At 37.1% G+C, this 23,163-nt stretch carries 20 protein-coding genes; 10 read left to right on the top strand and 10 right to left on the bottom strand.

Annotated elements, in window-relative coordinates:
* Nucleotides 1-186: 186 nt before the first annotated feature.
* Nucleotides 187-669 (bottom strand): GNAT family N-acetyltransferase, encoded by a 483-nt coding sequence (locus ACWPWS_RS07590; protein ID WP_454046100.1) that lies wholly within the window; start codon nt 667-669, stop codon nt 187-189.
* A 588-nt stretch (nt 670-1,257) separates the two neighbouring features.
* Between ACWPWS_RS07590 and ACWPWS_RS07585 the strand changes: the two genes are divergently transcribed.
* The 3 genes from ACWPWS_RS07585 to ACWPWS_RS07575 all read left to right on the top strand — a co-directional run bounded on the left by ACWPWS_RS07585 (nt 1,258) and on the right by ACWPWS_RS07575 (nt 7,879).
* Nucleotides 1,258-2,589, top strand: a complete 1,332-nt coding sequence (locus ACWPWS_RS07585; RefSeq protein ID WP_454046099.1) for a tetratricopeptide repeat protein — start codon at nt 1,258-1,260, stop codon at nt 2,587-2,589.
* Between the two features lie 167 nt (nt 2,590-2,756).
* On the top strand, nt 2,757-4,181 hold the full coding sequence (locus ACWPWS_RS07580; RefSeq protein WP_454046098.1) for a hypothetical protein: 1,425 nt from the start codon (nt 2,757-2,759) through the stop codon (nt 4,179-4,181).
* 662 nt (nt 4,182-4,843) lie between these two features.
* Nucleotides 4,844-7,879: a reprolysin-like metallopeptidase gene (locus tag ACWPWS_RS07575; RefSeq protein WP_454046097.1), complete on the top strand. Its 3,036-nt coding sequence runs from the start codon at nt 4,844-4,846 to the stop codon at nt 7,877-7,879.
* A gap of 94 nt (nt 7,880-7,973) precedes the next feature.
* Here the strand turns inward: ACWPWS_RS07575 and ACWPWS_RS07570 are convergent, their stop codons facing one another.
* Together ACWPWS_RS07570 and ACWPWS_RS07565 are read right to left on the bottom strand one after the other, a co-directional pair.
* The gene (locus tag ACWPWS_RS07570) at nt 7,974-9,140 is read right to left on the bottom strand and encodes an FAD-dependent oxidoreductase (RefSeq protein ID WP_454046096.1); all 1,167 of its coding nucleotides are present in this window, start codon (nt 9,138-9,140) and stop codon (nt 7,974-7,976) included.
* A 26-nt stretch (nt 9,141-9,166) separates the two neighbouring features.
* The gene (locus ACWPWS_RS07565; RefSeq protein WP_454046095.1) at nt 9,167-9,922 is read right to left on the bottom strand and encodes a helix-turn-helix domain-containing protein; all 756 of its coding nucleotides are present in this window, start codon (nt 9,920-9,922) and stop codon (nt 9,167-9,169) included.
* 184 nt (nt 9,923-10,106) lie between these two features.
* Here ACWPWS_RS07565 and ACWPWS_RS07560 point away from each other — a divergent pair, with 184 nt between their 5' ends.
* The 3 genes from ACWPWS_RS07560 (at nt 10,107) to ACWPWS_RS07550 (ending at nt 12,561) form a co-directional block, all read left to right on the top strand.
* Entirely contained in the window at nt 10,107-10,904 is a 798-nt protein-coding gene (locus ACWPWS_RS07560; RefSeq protein WP_454046094.1) for a class I SAM-dependent methyltransferase, read from the top strand.
* A 76-nt stretch (nt 10,905-10,980) separates the two neighbouring features.
* Entirely contained in the window at nt 10,981-11,562 is a 582-nt protein-coding gene (locus ACWPWS_RS07555) for a Crp/Fnr family transcriptional regulator (protein WP_454046093.1), read from the top strand.
* 63 nt (nt 11,563-11,625) lie between these two features.
* The gene (locus ACWPWS_RS07550) at nt 11,626-12,561 is read left to right on the top strand and encodes a ketopantoate reductase family protein (protein WP_454046092.1); all 936 of its coding nucleotides are present in this window, start codon (nt 11,626-11,628) and stop codon (nt 12,559-12,561) included.
* Nucleotides 12,562-12,700: 139 nt separating this feature from the next.
* Here the strand turns inward: ACWPWS_RS07550 and ACWPWS_RS07545 are convergent, their stop codons facing one another.
* The 6 genes from ACWPWS_RS07545 to ACWPWS_RS07520 form a co-directional block, all read right to left on the bottom strand.
* Nucleotides 12,701-13,051 (bottom strand): 4Fe-4S dicluster domain-containing protein, encoded by a 351-nt coding sequence (locus ACWPWS_RS07545; RefSeq protein WP_454046091.1) that lies wholly within the window; start codon nt 13,049-13,051, stop codon nt 12,701-12,703.
* 144 nt (nt 13,052-13,195) lie between these two features.
* A complete protein-coding gene (locus ACWPWS_RS07540; protein WP_454046090.1) occupies nt 13,196-13,519 on the bottom strand; it encodes a 2Fe-2S iron-sulfur cluster-binding protein in 324 nt (107 codons plus the stop codon).
* 5 nt (nt 13,520-13,524) lie between these two features.
* On the bottom strand, nt 13,525-14,577 hold the full coding sequence (locus ACWPWS_RS07535; protein WP_454046089.1) for an NAD(P)/FAD-dependent oxidoreductase: 1,053 nt from the start codon (nt 14,575-14,577) through the stop codon (nt 13,525-13,527).
* A gap of 1 nt (nt 14,578) precedes the next feature.
* Nucleotides 14,579-15,148, bottom strand: coding sequence for an NADPH-dependent FMN reductase (locus ACWPWS_RS07530; protein WP_454046088.1), 570 nt, complete (start codon nt 15,146-15,148; stop codon nt 14,579-14,581).
* A 4-nt stretch (nt 15,149-15,152) separates the two neighbouring features.
* Nucleotides 15,153-15,653 carry a DUF2480 family protein gene (locus ACWPWS_RS07525; protein WP_105682732.1) on the bottom strand — a complete coding sequence of 167 codons (501 nt, stop codon included), beginning with the start codon at nt 15,651-15,653 and terminating at the stop codon, nt 15,153-15,155.
* 21 nt (nt 15,654-15,674) lie between these two features.
* Nucleotides 15,675-16,301, bottom strand: coding sequence for a superoxide dismutase (locus tag ACWPWS_RS07520; RefSeq protein ID WP_454046087.1), 627 nt, complete (start codon nt 16,299-16,301; stop codon nt 15,675-15,677).
* Nucleotides 16,302-16,495: 194 nt separating this feature from the next.
* Between ACWPWS_RS07520 and ACWPWS_RS07515 the strand changes: the two genes are divergently transcribed.
* Both ACWPWS_RS07515 and hxpB read left to right on the top strand, forming a co-directional pair.
* On the top strand, nt 16,496-17,116 hold the full coding sequence (locus tag ACWPWS_RS07515) for a helix-turn-helix transcriptional regulator (RefSeq protein ID WP_209784872.1): 621 nt from the start codon (nt 16,496-16,498) through the stop codon (nt 17,114-17,116).
* 29 nt (nt 17,117-17,145) lie between these two features.
* Nucleotides 17,146-17,793 carry a hexitol phosphatase HxpB gene (gene hxpB, locus ACWPWS_RS07510; protein WP_454046086.1) on the top strand — a complete coding sequence of 216 codons (648 nt, stop codon included), beginning with the start codon at nt 17,146-17,148 and terminating at the stop codon, nt 17,791-17,793.
* Nucleotides 17,794-17,994: 201 nt separating this feature from the next.
* Here hxpB and ACWPWS_RS07505 read toward each other — a convergent pair whose 3' ends face one another.
* Entirely contained in the window at nt 17,995-18,621 is a 627-nt protein-coding gene (locus ACWPWS_RS07505) for an RNA polymerase sigma factor (RefSeq protein ID WP_454046085.1), read from the bottom strand.
* A 241-nt stretch (nt 18,622-18,862) separates the two neighbouring features.
* Here ACWPWS_RS07505 and ACWPWS_RS07500 point away from each other — a divergent pair, with 241 nt between their 5' ends.
* On the top strand, nt 18,863-19,810 hold the full coding sequence (locus tag ACWPWS_RS07500) for a FecR family protein (protein WP_454046084.1): 948 nt from the start codon (nt 18,863-18,865) through the stop codon (nt 19,808-19,810).
* A gap of 50 nt (nt 19,811-19,860) precedes the next feature.
* Complete coding sequence (locus ACWPWS_RS07495) at nt 19,861-23,163, top strand: TonB-dependent receptor domain-containing protein (protein ID WP_454046083.1); 3,303 nt, start codon at nt 19,861-19,863, stop codon at nt 23,161-23,163.

Below are 23,163 nucleotides of genomic sequence, written 5' to 3'. Positions count from 1 at the left end.
TTGTATTTAACTTAAAAATCATGGGCTGTCATTAAGATTTTTTACAAGGATCTGGTCTTAATGCACAATTACATTTCTTTTTTCAGGTTAAATTTAGCAAATGCAGGAATTCATTTATAATATTTAACTATGCAGTACGTACTAGGTTTCTAAACGAAGTTTTTTTGAATGGTTGTAAATTTTTATTCAGACCTGATATTTCATGGTGATATTGCTGATATTTTCAGTGGTGGAAGATTTTATTTCCAGAAATCCCGCTTTTTTATATAGTTTATAAGCTTTGTCATTTCCCGGAGTAACTTCTAAAAGAATTTCAATGCCATGAAATGTATGAGAGGCTTCCTTAATAACTGCTTCAAGCAATCCCTGTCCAATATTTTTTCCCTGGAATTCATTTTTAACATACATTTGATAAATATTTCCGGTATTGTCCTCACCCTTCACAAAGCTGCAGATCCCTATAAGTTCTCCATCGGTAAAAGCTCCAAATACAAATCTTTCTTTGGTCTGCTCTTCAATATGGCTTTCCATTGGAAATTTTTCAATTTTCAGGGCTTCCTGATAGTTTGCTCCAAATGAATCGGGGAATTTTTCCAGACTTTCCAACCTGATGGTTCTGTAGATTTTACTTTCTTCAGGAAGAAGTTTTCGAAAATTAATATTTTTCATGGTTATCTTATTTGTCATTTTCATTTATATCCAATACAAAGGTGTGGATTATTTTGGCTTCCTCTTAAATTTATCACTGAATTTTAATTAATTTCATTAAAATTTGTAAACCTGCTGATCAATCTGTAACAAATTTCTTTTTAGATAGTCTTATTAAAAACAAAACATATACGTTTGATCAGAAATACTTACCTAAGTGGTCTGTAAATTTTAAAAAAGTATTCGTTTAAGGGGAAAATCACATTGTTTTATTTGAATGTTACATTTTTGCAAAATAACCTGTTTATTTCATAATGAACATGATAAAATATGTATATTTATAACACATATTGGGGAATAATATTGAAATAACGGTAGATAATTATCAACTTATTTGTAAGAAAATGAATAGGTAGATATCTAGATATATAAGGAAAAGTGGAGGTGATGGGAAAAATTAACTGGTTCATTTTTAAAAATAAAAAGACATATCCGAAGGGTATAAAGAATATAATAACCTTTAGTATCTGCGTGGGGTTATTTCTGTGTCTATTTTCATGTCATAGCGAATCCCATACTACTGAAAGAGAGGATTTTGATTTTTCCTTATTGACTAAAAGTTCTGAACTTCAGTTGTCTGGTGGATATGAAGCCTTTGCCCAGCTTAATAAAAAATATCTGAAAAAGGCAGTCAAAATGAGATATCCAGCAGGGAAAGGGCTCTGCTATCTGAATATGGCAAGTGTGAATGTCTCAGCTGGAAATTATGAAAAAGCCCGATTTTTTTTCAATAAAGCAGAAAAAGATCTGATACATTCTGAAAATGCATATCATAAAGCGACTTTCTATGATGATTACAGCCTGTATTATTCTCATCTTAAAATATATGATAAGGCTATAGCGTGTAACAATAAAGCATTTTATTATTTTAAACAGGTAAAAAAAACGAAACTCACTGATAAGCTTCTTCCAAGACTTTATGTAAACAAGGCTATTTATTATGCATGGAAGGGATGGTTTGGGACATCTTTAAAATGTTTTACAAAAGCCAATGTGCTGGAAAATTCAGCGTATACCAATTGTATGATGGCACAGTATTATTTATTTACCCATAAGCCTGATTCTGCAGGAATATATATTGCCAGGGCAGATGAAAAAATGCTTAGTCAGAAAACAACAGATGTGGAGTCACTTTGGGTGTATTACACCATGGGATATTATTATAATGATGTTGATAATAGTGAACAGGCAGAAAAAGCGCTTAAAAAAGCACTGGAAATCAATATAAAAACAAGACGCACTTACTCCTCCCATATAAAAGAGGTTTATAAGGCTCTTGCAGAATTATACAAGAAAAAAAATGATGGTGGAAAGGCCTATTTTTATCTGAAGAAATATATGGAAGAGGAAGGAAGATCTGATGCTGCACGATTCGCTGCAATGAATAAAACAACTGAAGATTTTATTTCAGAAGTAAAACAGGAATCGGATTGGCATAAAAATGATCTTCCGCTATTTATCGCGCTGTCAATCACCGTTCTTACCGTTTCAGGAGTATATGTCCGGAAGATGATTGGCGGATTACGAAAGAAGAAGAATACTTTGAAAGAGCAAACAGATGCATTGAAAAATCATGTCCAGACAAAGCAGCGGGAAGAAGTAATTGAACTTGCTAGAAGGAATGACTCTTCTTTCTTGTTGAAATTCAAAGAATTGTATCCTGGATTTATAAAAGCCCTTTTGGAAATCAATCCGGATCTTGAAAATTCAGAGCTTGCTTTCTGCGCCATGTTGAAATTACGTTTTTCTTCTAAGGAGATTGCGGATTATACTTTTGTACAGCACAAATCTGTTCAGCAAAAAAAATACAGGATAAGAAAAAGACTGAATATTCCCGGAGAAACAGATATTTATGACTTTTTTGAAACGTTAACAGAATAAAAAATATATCACAATAAAAGCAGCAGGATTCTGTTTTATGAAAAGATTTTATTGTTGATCTTATCAGAAAAAATCATTGATAATTTTTAAAATATGAAAACCATTATTCTGAGAGATCATTGTTTAATCATAATTAATAGAGGAATTTAGCTTAAATAGAGAAACTTATGATGCGTATTTTTCTTTCTGTTTTACTTTTTGTTTTAGTTTCGTGCCATTCTCATTCAAAGAAAGAGGCTGAAAAGAGATTTGATGTCTCTTTGCTTAAGCAGAATGAGAAATTCAGGCTTTCCGGAGCGTATGATTCATTGATTACGCTTAATAAAAAATATTATGATCAGGCTAATAAAATGAATTATGCAGAAGGGAAGGCGCTATGCTTTATCAATCTGGCTGAGCTTAATATTTCACTGGAAAATTTTCAGAAGTCGCAGATTCTTTTTGATAATGCAAAAGAGATTCTGGATGGTTCAGAGGATAATATTCACAAAGCCAGATTTTATAACGTTTATGGCCGCTTCAATGTAGAACTTCGAAGGCTTGATAAAGCTTTTCAATATAACAATGAAGCCATGAGCTTTATAAAGAAAAGTGATAACTCAGAGCTTAAAAATGATATACTTTTCAGTATTTATTTGAGACAGGCAATTTATCTTACCCAAAAAAAAGAATACGAAAAAGCGCTTGAATATTTCCATCAAGCCAAAAAACTGGACAATACGGGGCTTGCAGACTGTGCTATAAGCGATTATGTTTATATGCGCAGAGACAGGGATTCTGCCTATAAGTACATAACAATTGCCTGTAATAAAGCCAATATAGGTGGTAAAGAAGACGGAATAGCCCTCTATACGAATACTATTATGGGAGAGTACTTTCTTAATTATAAAGAATATGATAAAGCAGAAGTGTATTTTAATAGGGCATTGAAAATCAATGAAAAAACTAAGCGTATCTACGCTTATTACGCCAAGTATATCTATAATGATCTCAGGGTATTATATGAACATACAGGGGATAAAGAGAAGGCCTATTTTTATCTGAAGGCGTACACGGATGCTTTTTATAAGACCAACACATCTTTGCTGGCTACCATTAATCAGGATATGGAGTCTTTTATTACGGTAGCCCAACAAGATACCGATCACCGTCAAAGAAAAATATATTGGATTGTTTCCCTGTCGTTCTTAGGTCTCTGCCTGTTGGGATTATATGCCTGGAGAATTGTTCTTACCTTGAGAAAACGGAAAAAAGTCCTTTCTATAGAAGCTGAAAATCTGAAAATAAGGATGAATGACAATAAGCAGGAAGAGATTATAGAACTTGGTAAAAAGAATGATTCTGAATTTTTGGATCGTTTTAAAGAAGCTTACCCAGAGTTTATAGCTCAGCTTTTAATGATTAACCCAAGTCTTGAAAATTCTGAATTGGTTTTTTGTGCTATGATTAAACTGCATTTTACTTCTAAAGAAATAGCAAGCTATACGATGGTTCAGCATAGAAGTATCCAGCAGAAAAAATACAGAATCAGAAAAAAGCTGGACATTCCTGGAGAAACAGACATCTATCATTTCTTTGATACCTTACAATAATCCAAAAAAAAACTGTCTGATTTATCAGGTCAGACAGTACTCGAAATATTCTCTTTTCACCACTCGGTTTTTTTCTTGTGGTCTCTTTGGTCAAATATGAAAATTTTTATTGGGAACATGAAAAAATACTATACTACATGGGTACTACATATTGTATTTTTGTTTTTAAATATTTGATATATAAATCGTTATGTTTTTAGTTGATTTGTGGAATTATTAATCAAAAAAAGAGCTGATCATTCTCAACTGACTTATTTTTTACCTTAATTTTTCATAATTTATCTTCTTTAAGTACTATTTAAGTATGACTTTCGTCCTGATTTTCAATACGTTTTTATCTCCAGTTTTCTTCCTGAGATTTTAATGATTCCTCGCCTAAAAGAACTTATATTATGTAAGACCGAAATGAGTTTTGAATATAATTTATTGATAATTAAATAATTATCATGCTTGTTGTACCTGTGTAGTAGGATTTTTTTTTGTTTTTTATTTGAAATATACAAGCTTTGTGGTAGGATTTTTTGCGAATTTAATACGATTGATTTCGTTTTGTTGTATTTATGATAATGTTCCGCTATGGTTTTAAATACAATGTCTGAACGATCTTTTGATGAAAAAATAAGCAACCTTATATCTGTACCAAAATAATTTTATATAAATCTATGAAAAAAAGAATTTTATTCGTTTGTGCGTTAGCATCATGTTTTACGGCTTTCAATGCTCAGAGATGGGAATCTGTTTCTCAGAAAACTTCACAGATAAGAGAAGGAGTTGCCGTACAACATTCTTACAGAGTTGATTTGAAGTCTCTGAGAGAAATGTTGAAAAATGCTGAAGAGACGGGAAAAAATGCACGTCCTGTTATTATTTCTTTAGCAACAGCAGAAGGAAAAATTGAAAAATTTGCGGTCTATAGCAATCCTGTGATGGATCAATCTCTTGTAGACAGATATCAGCTGGGATCCTATGTAGGAATTGGCGTGGATGATGCTTCTAAGTATTTAAGATTTAGTACATCTCCTACAGATATGCAGTCTATGATTATTAAAGACGGTATATTTCAGTTTATAGAACCTATAAGTGCAGATAAACAGACTTATGGTGTTTTTTATAAAACAAAGGAAAAAGGAGACATGCATGGGTTTGAATGTGATACGGAGCATGATCTTAAAGAGATAGGTAAACTGGTGGAAAACGGAAAAAAGATGCTTTCCAATGTAGGAATTACCAACAGACCTACTAATACAAAATACAGAACTTTCAGAATGGCTATGGCAGTTACCGGAGAATATACGCAATTTCACGGTGGCACAGTTGCCGGGGCTGTCGCTGCGATCAATAATACAATGACCAGAATCAATGGGGTTTTTGAGAGAGATTTTGGAGCTCACTTTAATGTGTTGGATCTTCCGGGAATTATTTATACAGATCCTGCTACCGATTTTTATACCCCTCAGGCAGCAACAGGAGATCCATCATTAAACTTACAGCTGCAACAAAAGCTGACGGCAGATGTTGGAAATGCCAATTATGATATCGGACACGTATTTCATCGCAATGTAGGACAAAGCAGAAATGGAAATGCCGGAGGAATAGGAATTGTTTGTACAAATCCTGCCACTAATACTTCTTTAGGAAAAGGTGCCGCTTTTTCAATGAGCCCTGACCCTGTAGGAGAAGTATTTGACTTAATGGCAGCACACGAAATGGGACACCAGCTGGGAGCCAACCATACCTTCTCTATGAGAACTGAAGCTTCCGGTGCCAATGTAGAGCCTTGGGGAGGAACAACGATCATGGGATATCCGGGAATTACTCAGGATAATATTCAGGCCAATATGGATGGATATTTCCATTATAAATCTATTTCTCAGGTATTGAATAACCTCGAAACTAAAGTAGGATGTGGTGTTGCTGTTGATATCATAAACAATACCGCACCGGTAATTACACCGTTGGCTAATTATTCTATTCCTAAAGGAACTGCCTATTATCTGGACGCGGTAGCAGTAGATGCAGAAAGTGATCTTGTTACCTATACATGGGAACAATACAACAGTGTAGGAGACAGGAATACGATTTCCGGAGATAGCGGATGGGGCTATAATGCAGAAGGAGCTATTGCGAGATCTTTACCGGGAACAGCTACCAGCAGAAGATATTTCCCTAAGCTGGAAACTGTATTGAATGGTGTACTGACAGACAAACAGGTATGGGAAACCGTTTCCTATATCCCAAGAACATTGAACTATGCGGTCACTGTAAGAGATCAGAATGCAGCAAGACCAATGACTTCCACTGCTGAAACGGTTGTAACAGTAGGTAATGACGGACCTTTCAAATTCAGCGGACTTACCACAGCATCTGTTTTATATAATGATGCATCCAATACCATCACATGGGATGCTGCAAACACCAATAACGCTCCTTATAATGTAGCTGCCGTAAAAATAGATTATACAACCAATAACGGGGCTACATGGACAGATCTGGTAGCTTCTACACCTAATACAGGAAGCTATGCTGTACAAATGCCGGCTAATGTAACGGGAACTGTTAAATTAAGAATATCAGCAGTAGGCAATATTTTCTATGCTGTATCTCCGGCTGTAACAGTAGGAACGGCTCCTACTTCTACTGCCGCTGCTCCAACAGGAGTTTCTGCAATAGAGACAGAAGTTTTAAAAACAACGGCGAGAATATCGTGGAATAAAGTACCGGGAGCCACTTACTCTGTCAATTACAGAAAAGTAGGGGCTGCAAGCTGGTCGAATACAACAAGTGCTGTCAACTCTGTATTGTTGTCAAATCTTGAAGATGAAACCAATTATGAAGTACAGGTAGCTGCCGTTGTAAATAGTGTTCCGGGAGCATTCTCTACTAATTATGCCTTTAAAACAAAAGGACTGAGAACAGGTTCAGATTATTGTTTAATGACTACAGGAGGAAATGGCGGAAGCTTTAATAGTGGTCTTGTAAAATTGACATTATCTAACCTGGCTTATGTATATACCGGATTGGATGTTTACAAAACATATCTTGACTTTAGTGAAGATGCAACCAAAGCTGTTAATTTAACAAAAGGAACTCAATATATAGCAAGCTTTAGAAACCTTGCGGGAGGAAACTATAACGACTGGCTTGAAATCTGGATAGATTACAACAGAAACGGAGTCTTTGAAAACTCTGAAAAAGTAGTAACCAGTGGAGCTCTTCCTTTCTATGCTGCCGCTGCTCAGGCTTACCTTCGTGACGGAAATGTGACATTTACAGTGCCTGACACGGCGTACTCTGGTGAAAAATTGTTGAGAATGAGAGTTGCAAGTACTTTCTTTAATGCAGCCAGCGGACCTTGTGGAAGTCCTACTGTACCTGTAAATGGTGGTGGAATAGTTTCTGTAGGATCTTTCAGAGATTTTTCTGTGAAGATTTCGGAAAATGCTAACCTTGCTGTGAGAGATGTCGTAGACACGAAATCATCCGAAGTATCTATTTATCCTAACCCTGCAGATACATTTGTAGAAGTGAAAAACCTTAAAGGTAAAGCAGATTACAAAATCTACAGTGCTGACGGAAGATTAGTTCAGGAAGGTAAAATTGAAGGAAGGATCAATGTTGCTTCTTTGGTAAAAGGAATGTATGTGATCACTATAAAAGATGATAAGAATACTTATAATACTAAGTTAATCAAGAAATAACACAAATGAATCTCCGCATCAGGATCTAAAACGCGGAGAGAAAAAAGATTTATTTAACTGAAAAAGGCTGTCTCTGGTTGAGACAGCCTTTTGTTTATGATGAAGTAAGATGACCATTAAAAAAGTCCAGCATGGTTGCCAATGACTTTTCAGAATGCATCCGTTCGCCGTTTTCAAGGGATTCCTGTGTGGCAGTGGCAGCTCTTTTCCGCATATGATGTTCATAGCTGGAAATTGCTTCCTGTAATGTGCTGTAACTGTCATTCGTTAAATATTCACTCAATTCAAGTGCGTCCAGCATGGCCATATTGGCACCTTCTCCTGCAAATGGAGGCATTACGTGAGCAGCATCACCAATCAGTGTCAGGTTGGGCTGGGTTTTCCATGTTTGATCTAAGGGCATAGAGTAAATCAGGCGTGGAATAAACGGAGTTCCAGCATTTTCAAACAATTCTTCCCATAAAGGATTCCATTCGGAGTATTCTGTTTTGAACCATTTGAGCACCTGTGCATTGTCAGAAAAATCAAGACCACTGGTGGCAGGCCAGTTTTCATCAGCTTTAAAGCTTGCATAAAACCCAAGATCTCCATTCCCTTTCTGGCCCAGCAAAATATTTTTTGTATTTCCGAATGCCATTATTTTTCCGCCTTTAATTAGGGCATCAATCTTAGGGGCATTTTCTTTTGAAATATTTCCTTCCAACATAATAACTCCGGAATAAACTGGTTTGATATCAGTGAGATAAGGCCGGATTTTAGAATTGGCTCCGTCTCCGGCAATAACAAGGTCTGCATACACGGAATTCCCGTTTTTGAAATGCAAAAGCCAGCCTTCATTTTGAGGTTCCATCGAGAGAAAATGACTGTCCCAGACTACGGTGTCAGGATGCAAGGACTCTAACAGCATATTTCTTAATGGACCCCGATCTATCTCTGGACGAAAATGCTCATGTCCAAAATCTTCTTCAGGTTTTGTTTCATGATCGTTAAAAAATATTTGAGCCTTTTCATTCATGATCAGTGTTCTGTCTGCACCGGGACGGAAAGTCTTTTTGAATTCCTCCAATAATTCTGCTTTGCGCAGGGCTGCCAGTCCTGAGTCTTCATGCATATCGAGAGGAGAGCCCTGTACCCGTGCATTTTTATTGAAATCTCTTTCATATACTTTTACATCTGCACCTTTTAATTGTAAAAGTCTTGCCAGTGTAAGTCCTGCAGGACCACCACCAACGATTGCTATTGATTTATTTTCTATCAGCATTTTAATTTAAATTTTACAATGCAAATTTATTTTCCTTTCAACACTGATAATAGTACAAATCGGTCGTTTTTATTTTTGGATAATTCTTTAGGAGCAACCCCTGAAAATCTTTTCACTTCTTTGATGAAATGATTCTGATCGGTATAATTAAGTTCCGGAAAGAGCCTTCCCTGTGCGATGTGTTCCAAAGATGCCCTGAAACGCAAAATAGTAGAGTAGGCTTTCAATGACAAGCCGAGCTGTTTGGTAAAATAACGGTTGATCTGCCTGCTGCTCCAGCCTGTTTTCTCAGAAAGTTCCTGCACACTCATTTCTCCTTTTGAAGCATAAACCAGCTCAAAAAGTTGGCGTTTTCTTTCATCTACCTTTGTGGGAAGCCGTTCTTTTATTTTTTGAATTGCTTTTGTACAGCAGCAGGAAAAATCTTTTAAATCATCTGTTTTAAAATCCCAGAAATCAGGAGAAAGTTCTTTTCCAATATTCAAAAGATCTGCAATAGAGGTATTCAAAATATATTCAACAGCAAGAGGTTTAAAACTGACTACAAAGGCAATGGTATGGGGAGCAATGTATCTTTGTTCCGGATAAGTTTCCAGCCCGAGAAGAGTAATATGAAAAGGCTCTGAAGCCGATTGTGAAAAAAATAAATCAATTCTTCCATCAGGGATGATAACCACTTCTTTCGCTTCATCCGAAAGGTTCTGAAAAGTTCCCAGATTTTCAACAAAATCTGCGATCTCTTGGTCAGGTTCTATGAAATGATAAGAGAAGTCATTGTCCATAATTATTGTCTGTGCAGACTGCTTTTAGATTAAGAAAATTACAAAAATTGTTGTAAACTACAAAGTACAATACAATTTGAATATTGAACTGGACTAGTACATTTTAGAAAATCTGTACCAGCTGATTTGCCTATGAATATGATATTTTTGTAAATTAAGAGTTAATGACCGGAAAATGAAAAATATGCAGGAAAGAGAAATCAATTTTATACAGCACAACGAAGCGGCCTGGAACAAACAGGCATTAGAAGAGAATGAATGGTCAAAAGCTGTAAGTACAGACTTAATTAATGATGCGAAAGCAGGAAAATGGGAGGTTCATCTGACTCCGAAACCATTAAATAAGGAATGGTTGGGAGATGTGAAAGGAAAGAAAATTTTGTGTCTGGCATCTGCAGGAGGACAGCAGGCTCCGGTACTGGCAGCAGCAGGAGCTTCCGTAGTTGTTTTTGATATTTCCGGTGAACAGCTTAAACAGGATGAAAAAGTTGCTGAACGTGACGGTTTGTCACTGAAAACCGTTCAGGGGGACATGAGAGACCTGAGTGTATTTGAAGATGAAACATTTGACATTGTATTTCATCCCATATCCAACCATTATGTGGAAAATGTGAATCCCGTTTGGAGAGAAACGTATAGAGTCTTGAAAAAAGGAGGAGTATTGCTGGCCAGCTTTTTTAATCCCGTTGTGTTTGTAGCAGACCGAAATCCTCAGGATATAAAAGATGGAATTATCAGACCAAAATATACACTTCCTTATGCTGATATAAAAGATTTGGATCAGAATCAGATGAATAGAAAATTGGAACATAATGAAGCGCTGGTTTTCGGGCATACACTTTCAGATCTTATTGGCGGACAATTGAGAGCAGGTTTTTTAATTGCAGATTTTATAGAAGAAATGCAGCCAAATCCGCGCTTTTTAATTGATGAATATCTACCAACATTTATAGCAACGAAAGCAGTGAAATCAGACCATTAAAGGCATAGAAATTTTTACGAATATCTGAATTATCACTATTTTAGAAGTCTCAAAATAGATTTATGAGGTCATTTTAATGGACAAATCATCACTTAACATTTACTTTCATTCTCTATTCAGTATTGAAAAAGAAGTGGTTGAAAAGATCACTGAAAAATTTAATTGCTTTGAATTGAAAGCCAATACAATTTTGCTGGATAAAGATGCCATCAGTACCAAAACCTATTTTCTTGAAAAAGGGTATGTCCGCTCGTATATTCTGAATGAAGATAATGAGGAGATTACCACCAATATTTATAAAGCTCCCTGCTTCGTTAATGACTTTTTATCCTTTTTCAGACAGCAGCCTGCCAAAGAAATATATCAAACTGTTACAGACTGCATTTTCTGGGAAACAGGATTGGAAAATGTACAGCATAATTTCCATAATATTCCCGAATTCAGGGAATTTAGCCGGCTTCTTTTTGTCCTTAATTATTATAATATTCATGACAGACTGATTGAAATGGCCAGCCAGAAAGCATCCACAAGATATTTCAATCTGATGAAGAAGGATCCCAATATTTTTCAGCATGTTCCTTTGAAAGTAATTGCTTCTTATTTAGGAATTAAAGACAGCTCACTGAGCAGGATCAGAAGGGATATTCACAAACTGTAATTTCTTTTCATTTGTCAAGTGATAGTTCAGAAATGATCACTGATCTTTGTTTAAAAATAATTCATGAACAAAAAACATATTGTAGTAGTAGGATTAGGTGGTGTAGGCGGTTATTTTGGATTTAAAATAAATCAGACTAATGAAACTTCCCGGAAATATACCGTTTCCTTTGTGGCCCGTGGAGAAACTTACGAGAAAGTAAAAGATAACGGATTGACTTTGCTGTCTCCTGAACATGCTAATCCGCAGACTCATCCTGATACCATTGCACAGAACATCCGTGAGATTGAAAATCCTGATCTGGTATTAATTTGTGTTAAAGAATATGACCTTGAAAATGTATGTAAGCAGTTGCTGCCGGTCATCAACAAAGATACGATCTTGCTTCCGATGATGAACGGAGCAGACATCTATGACAGAATACGTACCGTTATTCCGGAGCATACCGTTCTTCCAACCTGTATTTATGTAGCTTCTCATATTAAAGAGAGAGGAATTGTAGAGCATAAAGGAAAAGTAGGGAAAATGATTGTTGGTAGAGATCCTGAGCATTTTTCCACTCCAGTGGAATGGGTGACAGACCTTTTGAGAGAAAGTAAAATTGACTTTGATTTCAAAGATAATTCATTAACGGATATCTGGACGAAATTTATTTTCATTGCCAGTTTCGGATTGGTAACGGCAAAGCATAATTCATCCATCGGAACTGTATGTACGGACGAGAAACAGAAGAAGGAAGCAACAGAAATTATGAAAGAAATACAACAGATTGCTGGTAAAAAAGAAATCCATCTTCAGGAAGATATCATTGATAAAACATTTGAAAAAGCATCTACATTTCCTTTTGAAACACCTACTTCCTTACAGCTTGATATCCATTCGGGAAAGAAGGATAATGAACTGGAACTATTTGCAGGTGCCATATTGAAATATGGTTCTGAAACAGGTGTAGAAACTTCTTTTACTCAGAAAATCTACACTGAGATTACCGCAAAATAAGTTTTGGCTAAAGTCGAAAAAATAGGAAATATAAGAAGGCGGGTTAAAACCCGCCTCTATTGAAAATTAAATATAAAAGATAGAAATTTTTAGTCGTTTTCCTGGTTCATACTGGTAATCAAATTACTCAATCAGGTACTTAGGCACTATGCATGAACTTTTGCCGGTCCAATAATACTTCTTCAGTTTCTCTGTGATCAGGATCATCCACACAGCAGTCTACAGGACACACGGCCTTACATTGAGGTTCCTCATGAAAACCTTTGCATTCTGTACATTTTCCCGAAACGATATAATAAACTTCGTCCGAAACAGCTTCATGGTATGCATCGGCATCACCTTCTGTGCCGTCAGGAAATGTGATATGTCCTGAAAGTTTTGTTTTGTCTTTCCAGCGCCAGTCGATAGCACCTTCGTAAATGGCTGAGTTGGGGCATTCAGGTTCGCAGGCTCCACAGTTGATACAGGCATCTGTTATTTTTATAGCCATATTGTATGGATTTAAAGGGTTTAAAAAAGGGATTTCTTCAACGTCGGACGATTCAGAAATCCCCGCTAAACTTAATTACAGCAGTTCAACACTGTTCTTTGAAAATAAGCAGCATAAAGTGTGCTAATTTTTAATTTTAACTCATTAATCTGCAGCAATTTTTACTGACAGTCCATCCATTTGGGCAGTCAGATGAATCTGGCAGGCTAATCTGCTGCTTGTATTGGAGGTAAACAGTTCTGATAACAGAGCTTCCTCGATATCATTTTTTTCAGGAAGAGGGATGGCTTCACTGAGAATAAAACAATGACAGGTGGCACACATGGCCATTCCTCCACACATAGCTTCCATGGGTAATTCGTAAGCCTTGCAGATATCTTTAAGCGTAAGTCCCATTTCTAAAGGACATAATAATGTATGAGCATTACCGTTTTGGTCGATAACAGTAATGGTAATTTCATTCTCCATAATCCTTAGTCAATAGTAGCTACTACCTGTTTTTCTGCCTGCTTTCTGGTGCCGTCAAAGCCTTCAATTCCACTTACCGTGGTATATTTTAGTACAAATTTTTTATTGGGATTCAAACGCTGATAGATACTTTGGCAGGCAATGGCTGCTTCATGGAATCCGCACAGAATCAGTTTCATTTTATAAGGATAGGTATTGATATCTCCTACAGCATACACCCCTGGAATATTCGTTTGAAAGTCAGCGCTGTTGTCTACTTTTATCACATTCTTTTCCAGTTCAAGTCCCCAATCAGCCAAAGGACCTAATTTGGGAACCAGCCCGAACAGAGGAATAAAATAATCTGTCTCAATGGCTTGAATTGTTCCTTCTTTTTCAATAAATATTCTTGTTAAATGATTTTCTCCTTCCACCGCTACCACTTCTGCCGGGGTAATAAGGTTGATTTTTCCATCCTGTTTTAATTTTTTTACCTTTTCAACAGAATCCAGAGCTCCGCGGAATTCATTCCTTCTGTGAATAAGAGTAACGGACGCAGCTATTTCAGCAAGATGAATCGTCCAGTCCAGTGCAGAATCCCCACCTCCGGCAATGACTATATGTTTTCCGGTATAATCCTCCGGCCTTTTGATAAAATAACTGACGCCGCGTTCCTCAAAATCAGAAATGTTTTCAATAGGTGGTTTTTTAGGCTCAAAACTTCCCAGACCTCCGGCTATAATAACGGCTTTCGCTCTGTGTTTTGTTCCTTTATCAGTAATCACTTCAAAAAGATTTTCTTCCAGTTTGAGAAGATGTATTGCTGTTTCATTAAATGTAAAGCCAGGCTCAAACTGTTTAATCTGCTCATAAAGATTATCAATGAGTTCTCCGGCCAGTACACTGGGAAATCCGGGAATGTCAAAAATAGGTTTCTTGGGATACAGTTCTGATAACTGGCCTCCCATCTGCGGCAGTGCATCTATAATATGGCAGCGCATTTTGAGAAGGCCGGCTTCAAATACCGTAAATAACCCTGCAGGGCCGGCACCAATGATCAGTATATCTGTTTCTGTCATGTTATGAATGGTTTATAGTCGTTTTTTCTATTTTTTTTGAGGTAGCAATGCTGATCAGTTTATCAAACTTACCAGAGTAAAGAGCTGAAATTTCAGTGGATTGATCAGAGGCAAATAATGATGATCTTACAATAGGAACACTGAAAGGTAATGGCCATGCACGCAATGATTTGGCAATAGAATCCATGGCATTGATTCCCTGCATCGCCTGCAGACCATCTGCCCAGCATACCAACCCCACAGTTTTATCCGTAAGATAAGGTTCATACCTGTTGGCGGTTACTTCCAGCCAGTCCAGGCAGTTTTTCATCACTCCCGGAATACTTCCGTGATAAAGAGGAGCCAGCCAGATGTGCAGATCTGCATCAGTGAACATCTGAGTCATGCGTTCTACCGCCAAAGGGGTTTTGGTAAGGGTAACATCGAATAATGGAATGCCGGAATCAGCCAGTGTAAAAATATCTGTTTGAATTCCCAGTATTTTCAGCTGTTCTGAAAAATACTCTGAAATCAGTCCGGAAGTAGATAAGGTTCTTCTTTCCAGTGATCCGTTGAATATGATTGCTTTCATTTTTTTATTGTTTAAAAATTACTTTGGGTAATCCTATCTCGCCATACATCAGTGTCTTAACCAAAGGTTTCAATAATCCTGCAGCGAGTAAATAAAGTGAAGGATCATGATGGGTACTGGCCCGAACAACCACTTTCTGATTTCTATACTGTTTCAGATCCGCGTAGATGAGACGGCGTTTCCAGAGATCGAGCAGAATTGCTTCGGCATCATTTAAATCCACATAAGAAGCATAAGGCGAAAGTTTTTCCATAATGAACATGTAAGCCCATGGCGGAATGATGGCATCGGTAGAGCAGGTAATACCTACTGCTTTTTCGTTGTATACAGAAAAATCTACCGCAGCAATTGATTCTTTAAACTCTTTTTCCTTAACAATCATTCCCATGAAAAGATACTCTTTGATATCCAGTTCTACAATCTCCGTAGTAGGTTTATAGTCTGAAAGGTCAAGGGCAATAATGCCGGAAGCCTTTGCTTTATTGATAAAATTTTCCTCAGTCATAGTTTGTTTATTCTGTGTTGATTATCTTACTTTTGATAAAACTTCTTCGTATTTTTTCTCCACAGAAGACCAATCCAGTACAGACCAGAAAGCATCCAGATAATCGGCCCTTTTATTCTGATAGTTCAGATAATAGGCATGCTCCCATACATCTATTCCGAGAATGGGGAAACCTCTGTTCATAGAAAGAACATCCATCATCGGATTATCCTGATTAGGGGTAGAGCTGATGGCCAGAGATCCGTTGAATTTTACAAAAAGCCATACCCATCCGGAACCGAACTGTGCCAAACCTGTTTTTTTCATTTCTGCTTTAAGGTTCTCAAGACTTCCGAAAGTTGCCGTGATATCATCATGAAGCATACCTTCTGGATTTAGCTTGGGTTGAGAAGAAAGGATTTCCCAGAATAAAGAATGATTATAATGACCGCCACCATTATTTCTTACAGCAGGACTGTATTCGCTAATTCTTTGAAGCAGTGAATCAAGGTCGGGATTGATTTCATTGGTTTGTGCCAGTGCAGCATTCAGATTATCTACATAAGCCTGATGATGTTTCTGATGGTGAATTGTCATTGTTTCTGTATCTATAAAAGGTGCCAAAGCATCATAAGCATAAGGTAATTGGGGTAATGTAAACGGGTTCATCGTATTTATTTTTTTGATTAATGTATGGCAAAGGTAAAAATATATTTGAATAAAACAACTTTTAAGTTGTTTTATTGATGCTGTAGTTCAAAAGTATAATATCTTGTAAATGTTTGTTTTAAGCTTTGATTTTTGAGGTTATAGAAAATGACTATATTTGTTGTTGAAAAATAAAACAACCTAAATATTGTCAAATGAAGAAGCCGGCTGCGGATCGTATTCTGATGTTTTTAAAGATGAGAGGTGAAGCTACATCGCTTCTTATTGCTGAAGAGCTTTCGATCACCAAAGAAGGGGCTAGAAAGCATTTACTGAACCTTGCTCAGGAAGGATTGATCCGGTCTTCGGTGAAGAGCGAAGGTGTAGGCCGTCCATCTACTTACTATACCCTTACAGAGAAAGGATTGTCTCAATTTCCGGATACGCATGCAGATGTGACGGTTCAGATTCTGAAGTCAGTGAAAAATCTTTTGGGTGACAATGCTTTGGACTTACTGATCAGTGATAGGGAAAAGAATACCCATGAGCGGTATGAAAAAGTACTTTCTCACGCAAAATCTCTGGAACAGCGCCTTGAATCTCTCGCAAAAGTTCGTAGTGAAGAAGGCTATATGGCAGAGTGGAAAAAAGAAGGCAAAGATTATTTTCTGATTGAAAACCATTGCCCCATATGTGCTGCGGCAACAGAATGTCAGGGGTTCTGCCGTGCCGAATTATCCAATTTTCAATCCTTGATCGGTAAGGATTACAAAGTGGAAAGAATAGATCATATCATTTCCGGAGGGCAGCGCTGTGTTTATAAAATCAGCCAGTAATTCATCATTTATAATTTATCATTCAGAAGATGGCTTTAAAAGCAGTAATATTTGATATGGACGGTGTTCTGGTAGATTCAGAAAAATTCTGGACACAGGCAGAACTTGATGTATTTTCATCTTATGGAGTGCAGGTTACAGAAGATCTTGCAGCACAAACTAAATATATGACCACTCAGGAAGTAACCGAATTCTGGTATAAAAGATTTCCCTGGGAAAATTTTGATGCATCCGATCTGGAAAATAAAGTGGTAACAAGGGTGATCGAGATGATACAGACCAAAGACTGTACAATGTCCGGTGTGCAGGAGTTTATTAAAAATCTTAAGACTAAAGAATACAAAATAGGGCTGGCAACCAATGCTCCTTTGCGTGTAGCACATGTTGTTCTTGAAAAACTTCAGGTTCGTGAATTGTTTGATACTGTTCACTCATCAGAGTTTGAAACTCAGGGAAAACCTCATCCTGCAGTTTATCTCACTTCTGCAAAAAACCTTGGAGTTTCCCCGGAACACTGCATTGCTATTGAAGACAGCCACTCAGGATTAAAGGCTGCAAAAGAGGCCGGAATGCAGACCGTAATTTTCACGAATAATGATGAAAGCATAGATTCAAATCTTGCCGATTTTAAAATCCTGGACTTTAATAAGGCTTTGCTTCCAGTGTTTAGTGAATAGTGAATCCGCTTCGCTGTGAATCTTAATAGACGTTATAAAAATTGACGATTGACTGCCCAACAGATTGACCAATGACGTGAAAAGGTGAATACACTTTGCTGTGAATCTTGATAGGAGTTATAAAAATTAACGATTGACTGCGCAGCAAATTGACCAATGACTCGACCCAGAATCCCGAATCCCGAACCTCGCATCCCATTCTCAATACCTCGTCAAAACTTCCATCAAAAGCAGGATAGAAACCAGTTTCTTTGACGACTGATACTCAGGGTTCAGCTGTTCTCGGATTTCTCCCAACGCTTTACTTAATTTATTACTTACTGTCTTGTTGCTGATTCCCAGAGCTTCTGCGGTCTCATTCACAGACATATTTTTTCGGATTCTCATATCGTACACCTGCTGTTCCGTTGAGGGAAGCTGAGAAACCACTTCATCAATCATTGATAACAGAGTACTGATCTCATTTTCCTCAAGGATTTCAAAGTAGTCTGTATCTGCTATTTCAACTTCATTGGGAATATCAAACTCGTCAATACTCAGAGTAGGAGGTGCTTTTTTGTAGCTGTTATAAAAATCAATGATTCTGTAATGAAGGTGGCGGAGAAGGTAGCCTTTCGCACTTTCCGTATCATCGGTTTGTATCATATCTGTATTCTCAAGAATCTTTATCCATAGGTTCTGAAGAATTTCCTCAGAGATTTCTTTATCCCGTGTCCGTAGAAAAACAAAGCGATATAGACTGTCCCAGTATCGGTCATACAGCAGCATAAATGCAGGGCGGTCGCCTGATTTTATTTTCTTTAATAATGTATAGTCTGTTGGGCTCATATTGTGTTACAAAATTACCTAAAGGAAAATTAACTTTTTGTGAACTTTGGGTAGAGTAAGATTAAATATTTCTGAAAAACAGCACTCAAATATGACATTAATGTTGAGTAAATGTGAAAAAGGGTAAAAATTATTAACAATCTGGTTGTAATGTGAATATAAGGTTAAGAATGCGCTGGGGAAGTTTTTCATTTTCACGGTCTTATAGATAGAAGTATCAGTGAATACCATGAAAGACCCTATGAAAAAACGTTTAACTTATAAAAATATTGAAGCCTTTGTTTTCAGACTTTGGGAACGGGAAATTTCGGAAGACCCAATTTCGGAAAAAGAAAATGAACTTTTAAAACAATGGAAGATCCGTACAGAAAAAGATCTGGATACTGTTCATCTGAAAGAATCCAGAGAAAGGGTATTAGCTGGGCTTGAATATTATTTTCCTCAAAGAGATATACAATCTGTAAAAAGTTTTAAAACATCCTTCTATAAAATTGCGGCCGTTATTATTCTGCTTTTGTCGCTGGGAGGTATTTTTACTTACACCATGTTCGTAAAGCCTGATGTATATCTTGCAAAATCGGTAAACCGTGTTGTTTATCTTGAAGACGGATCGGTGGTCACTCTTTTGCCAGGTGCTGAACTGACTGTAGCAAAATCATTTCCTGCTTCTACCAGAGTGGTGAATTTAAAAGGAGATGCTGTCTTTTCTGTGGCGAAGTCAAAAATACATCCTTTCATTGTTCATGCTGAGGGTTTCAGTACTAAAGTATTGGGAACTGTGTTTAAAATCTCACAGTCCGGAAAGAGAAAAGCCGTTGATCTTTATGAAGGAAAGGTAGCGGTATCATCTCCGGGAGTTCCGGTTTCTTTTCTTAAACCTAATCAGAAGTGGACCAATTTCGGGGTTGCTCATACCACAGCGATTATTTCATTGAAACCTGTGAAAAACCCGACAAACAAAATTCCTTCAATATTGTCTTTGAGTTTTAACGATGTTCCTTTAAAAGAAGTCGTAGCAGTGCTGGAAAGCAATTATAACACTAAAGTACTGTATCCTAAAGAGGCCGAAGATAAAAAGATAACGGCTGATTTTACCGGAGGAACAGTTAGCGAAAATATAGAATCGCTGGCCTTCATTCTGGGATTGGAAGTACAGAAAAAAGAAAACACTTATATCCTTAAGAAATAAATCATTATTCAAAAAAATAAATAATCATAATCAAGAGAACACTATTAAGTATGAAAAGTTTGAAATGTGGGATTACCATAGCAGCCTTATTTTTTACTGTAGCCGCAGAAGCTCAGGAGCTGGTTCAGAAAGTAACATTTTCCGTGCCTGCCAACAGACCGTTGATTGAAGTTTTGGAAGAATTTGCCGGAAAAACGGGAATGAGACTGGCTTATTCCAAAGTAGATATTAAAGAACTGAAGGTAAAAGGGGTGAAATGCGAAAATACTTCTGTCAACAACTGCCTGAAGGATATTACCAACGGGCTTCCTGTTATCTACCGTTTGCATGGTGATCTTATTTCGATAAAATATGAAAGTTCAAATATTTCGGTACCGGGAAACGGACGTATCTCCGGTAAAATAGTGGATGAGGTGGGAAATCCCATTACCGGAGCAGAAGTTACTATTGCTCAGAAAACCGTAGTCACAGATAATAACGGAGATTTTACCATAGATCTTCCTTCAGGAACATATAATCTGACGATAAAAGCTCCCAAATATAATACGCTGAGGGTTGAAAAACTATCTGTTACCAATAAAGAAACCAGTTCTGTTTCATTTGCTTTAAACAAAGCTTCCGATAAAATTACAGACATCAAAGAAGTTGTTATCACAGCTGCCCGAAAAGCAGATACTCAGGCGGGACTTCTTGCCCAGCAGAAAAAAGCAGCACAGATGAGTGATGGTATTTCAGCGGAGCAGATTTCCAAAACGCCGGACAGTGATGTGGGAGGAACACTGAAAAGGGTAACAGGTATCACCACCATCGATAATAAATATGTGGTAGTACGATCTATGGGAGAACGTTGGAATACTGCAGCCATGGACGGAATCAACCTGCCCAGTACGGAAGCTTATAATCAGAACTTCTCATTTGATATCATTCCTACTGCCATGGTAGAAAGTGTGGTGGTAAGCAAATCTGCAACACCAGATATGAATGCAAGCTTTGCAGGAGGCTACGTGGAAGTAAGAACCAAAGATATTCCCAATGAAAATTTTACAACGGTAACCCTGGGAACTTCATATAACGACCAGTCTGCTTTCAAAGAATTTTTAACCCGTAAGAGGGGAAAGTATGATTATTTCGGATATGATGACGGAAGCAGGGATTTTCCTAAAGGACTTGAACCGATGAACTGGACAGATCCCAGATTTTTTGAGCAGTCCAGACAGTTTACCAATGATAATTTCAGCACCTATAAAACCAGAGGTGACATGGGATCTAATATACAGCTGGCATTAGGAAGAACATATGCGCTGAAAAACAATAATAAATGGGGTTTTGCAGGAGCATTTGTCATCAGAAATGAACAGAATAAACTGGACATTGACCACACAGGACGAGGAAACTGGCTGGATACCACAGGTCCTTATGTTGCAGATTGGGAAACAAAAGGAGTAGCTCCTATACCATTTTATAACTTCAAAAATAAAGGTGCTTCCTATAATTACAACTCTACAGTTGCAGGGATGCTTAATTTCGGACTTCAGTTAGGGAAAAACAGAATTTCATTCCGTAATTCCTATACCCATATTTTTGATAATACCTTAACAAGAGTTACCGGTTGGAATGAATATACTACGGGTAGTGCCATGGCTTCCAATGCAGAATTAGCCTACAATTATTTTTATAACGGAATTATACCCAATAATGATCCCGCTCAGATCAAAAACTTAGACAGGCCTTATACTGATAATACGAATTATCCCATTTTTCAGATGCTCCTACAAAATAAACTGGAAGGGAATCATAAAATAGGAAATGCAGAAGTCAACTGGTTTGCAGCAAGAACCGGGATAACATCTGATACTAAAGATTATACCCAGTATCTGACGCTATATGATTTTATTGGGAGTGAGATCCTGACCTATCATAAAATCTATAACACAGGAGGAAATTTTTATAGAGGATATATAGCCAATAAAGAGACTGATTACAATTATGGGGCTTCAGTTAAATGGGATCTGGATTTTGGAAACGTAAAAAATACGGTGAAGACAGGATATGCAGGAACATTGAAAAATAATACCAATCAACAACAAAAATTCTTTCTGCGAGTAGATGAGAACAGAAATGTTCCGAATAGTGAAAAAAATTATTTGACAATGTATGGAGCTCTTGCAGAATGGTTCAATGGATCTCACTATGTACCGGGAGGCATTGGATGGGAAACCCGGGCACTGTATAAAAATGATAAATATGAAGGGGAAGTTAATCAGCATGCGGTTTTTGTCATGTTTGATAACCGTTGGAAGAAATTAAGGTTAGTTTGGGGACTTCGTGCAGAATACTTTAAATATAATCTTATCTCACAACAATTAGACCCCAGTGATACCAAGAATGTAGAAAGAGCGGCCATTGAGGATAAACCGTGGCAATGGATGCCCTCTATGAACTTTGCCTACAGTCCTACGAATAAAATGAATCTCAGACTTGCCTACAACAGATCTGTAATTCGTCCGCAATTTAATGAAAGAACTGGTTTGCCCTATTTTGACCCTATAGCTAATGGTTTGATTTATAATACGGAAATGACATCTTCAGTCATCAATAATTATGATTTCAAATTTGAATGGTTTCCCGCATTGGGAGAAATCTTTTCTGCAGGGCTGTATTATAAAAATATAGACAGACCCATAGAACGTGAGGGACATATTTCCAGCGAAGGAAATCTATATCTCTATAATGGTAATTCGAAAAACGCAAAATTATTGGGAGTAGAGGCTGAGGTAAGAAAGAATTTAGGATTTATTGCAGACGGAACCTTTTTGGAAAAACTTTTTATAAGCGGAAACTTCACCTATAATCATACAAAGGTAGTAGCCTTTAAAGATCTTTATAAAACAGGTGAGAATGATGAAACCTATGAAGTAAAACGCCCGCTCTATGGACAGACTCCTTATGCCTATAATCTTGGATTGACCTATGATGGTGATCGTTTGGGACTTAGCTTTTTATATAATGCTAAAGGAGATCAGTATATCACCGTTGGGTATGCTTACAAAGGAGAAGAAATACAGCGTCCTTATGCTGTGGCAGACGCACAGATCTCCTATAAATTTCTTCGAAACAAAAACCTTGAATTAAAATTCAATGCAAGAAACTTATTCAATAGAGTGAAGGAATATTATAATAATTACAATTCCTATGTAATACCACTGGGACTGGGTAGTTCAATCGGAACTGAAAGGGAGGCATGGGGGCTTTTACCAGGTGCAACAGACAGGTATGACAAGAATATTGATAAGATTATGTTTAGGGCTTACAGTGGAAGAATGTTCAGCCTGAGTGTGAACTATATGTTTTAA

This window comes from Chryseobacterium sp. Marseille-Q8038, from assembly GCF_965111995.1.
Note: the sequence above shows the minus strand (reverse complement) of the source record. Positions and strands in the feature narration are given on the sequence as shown.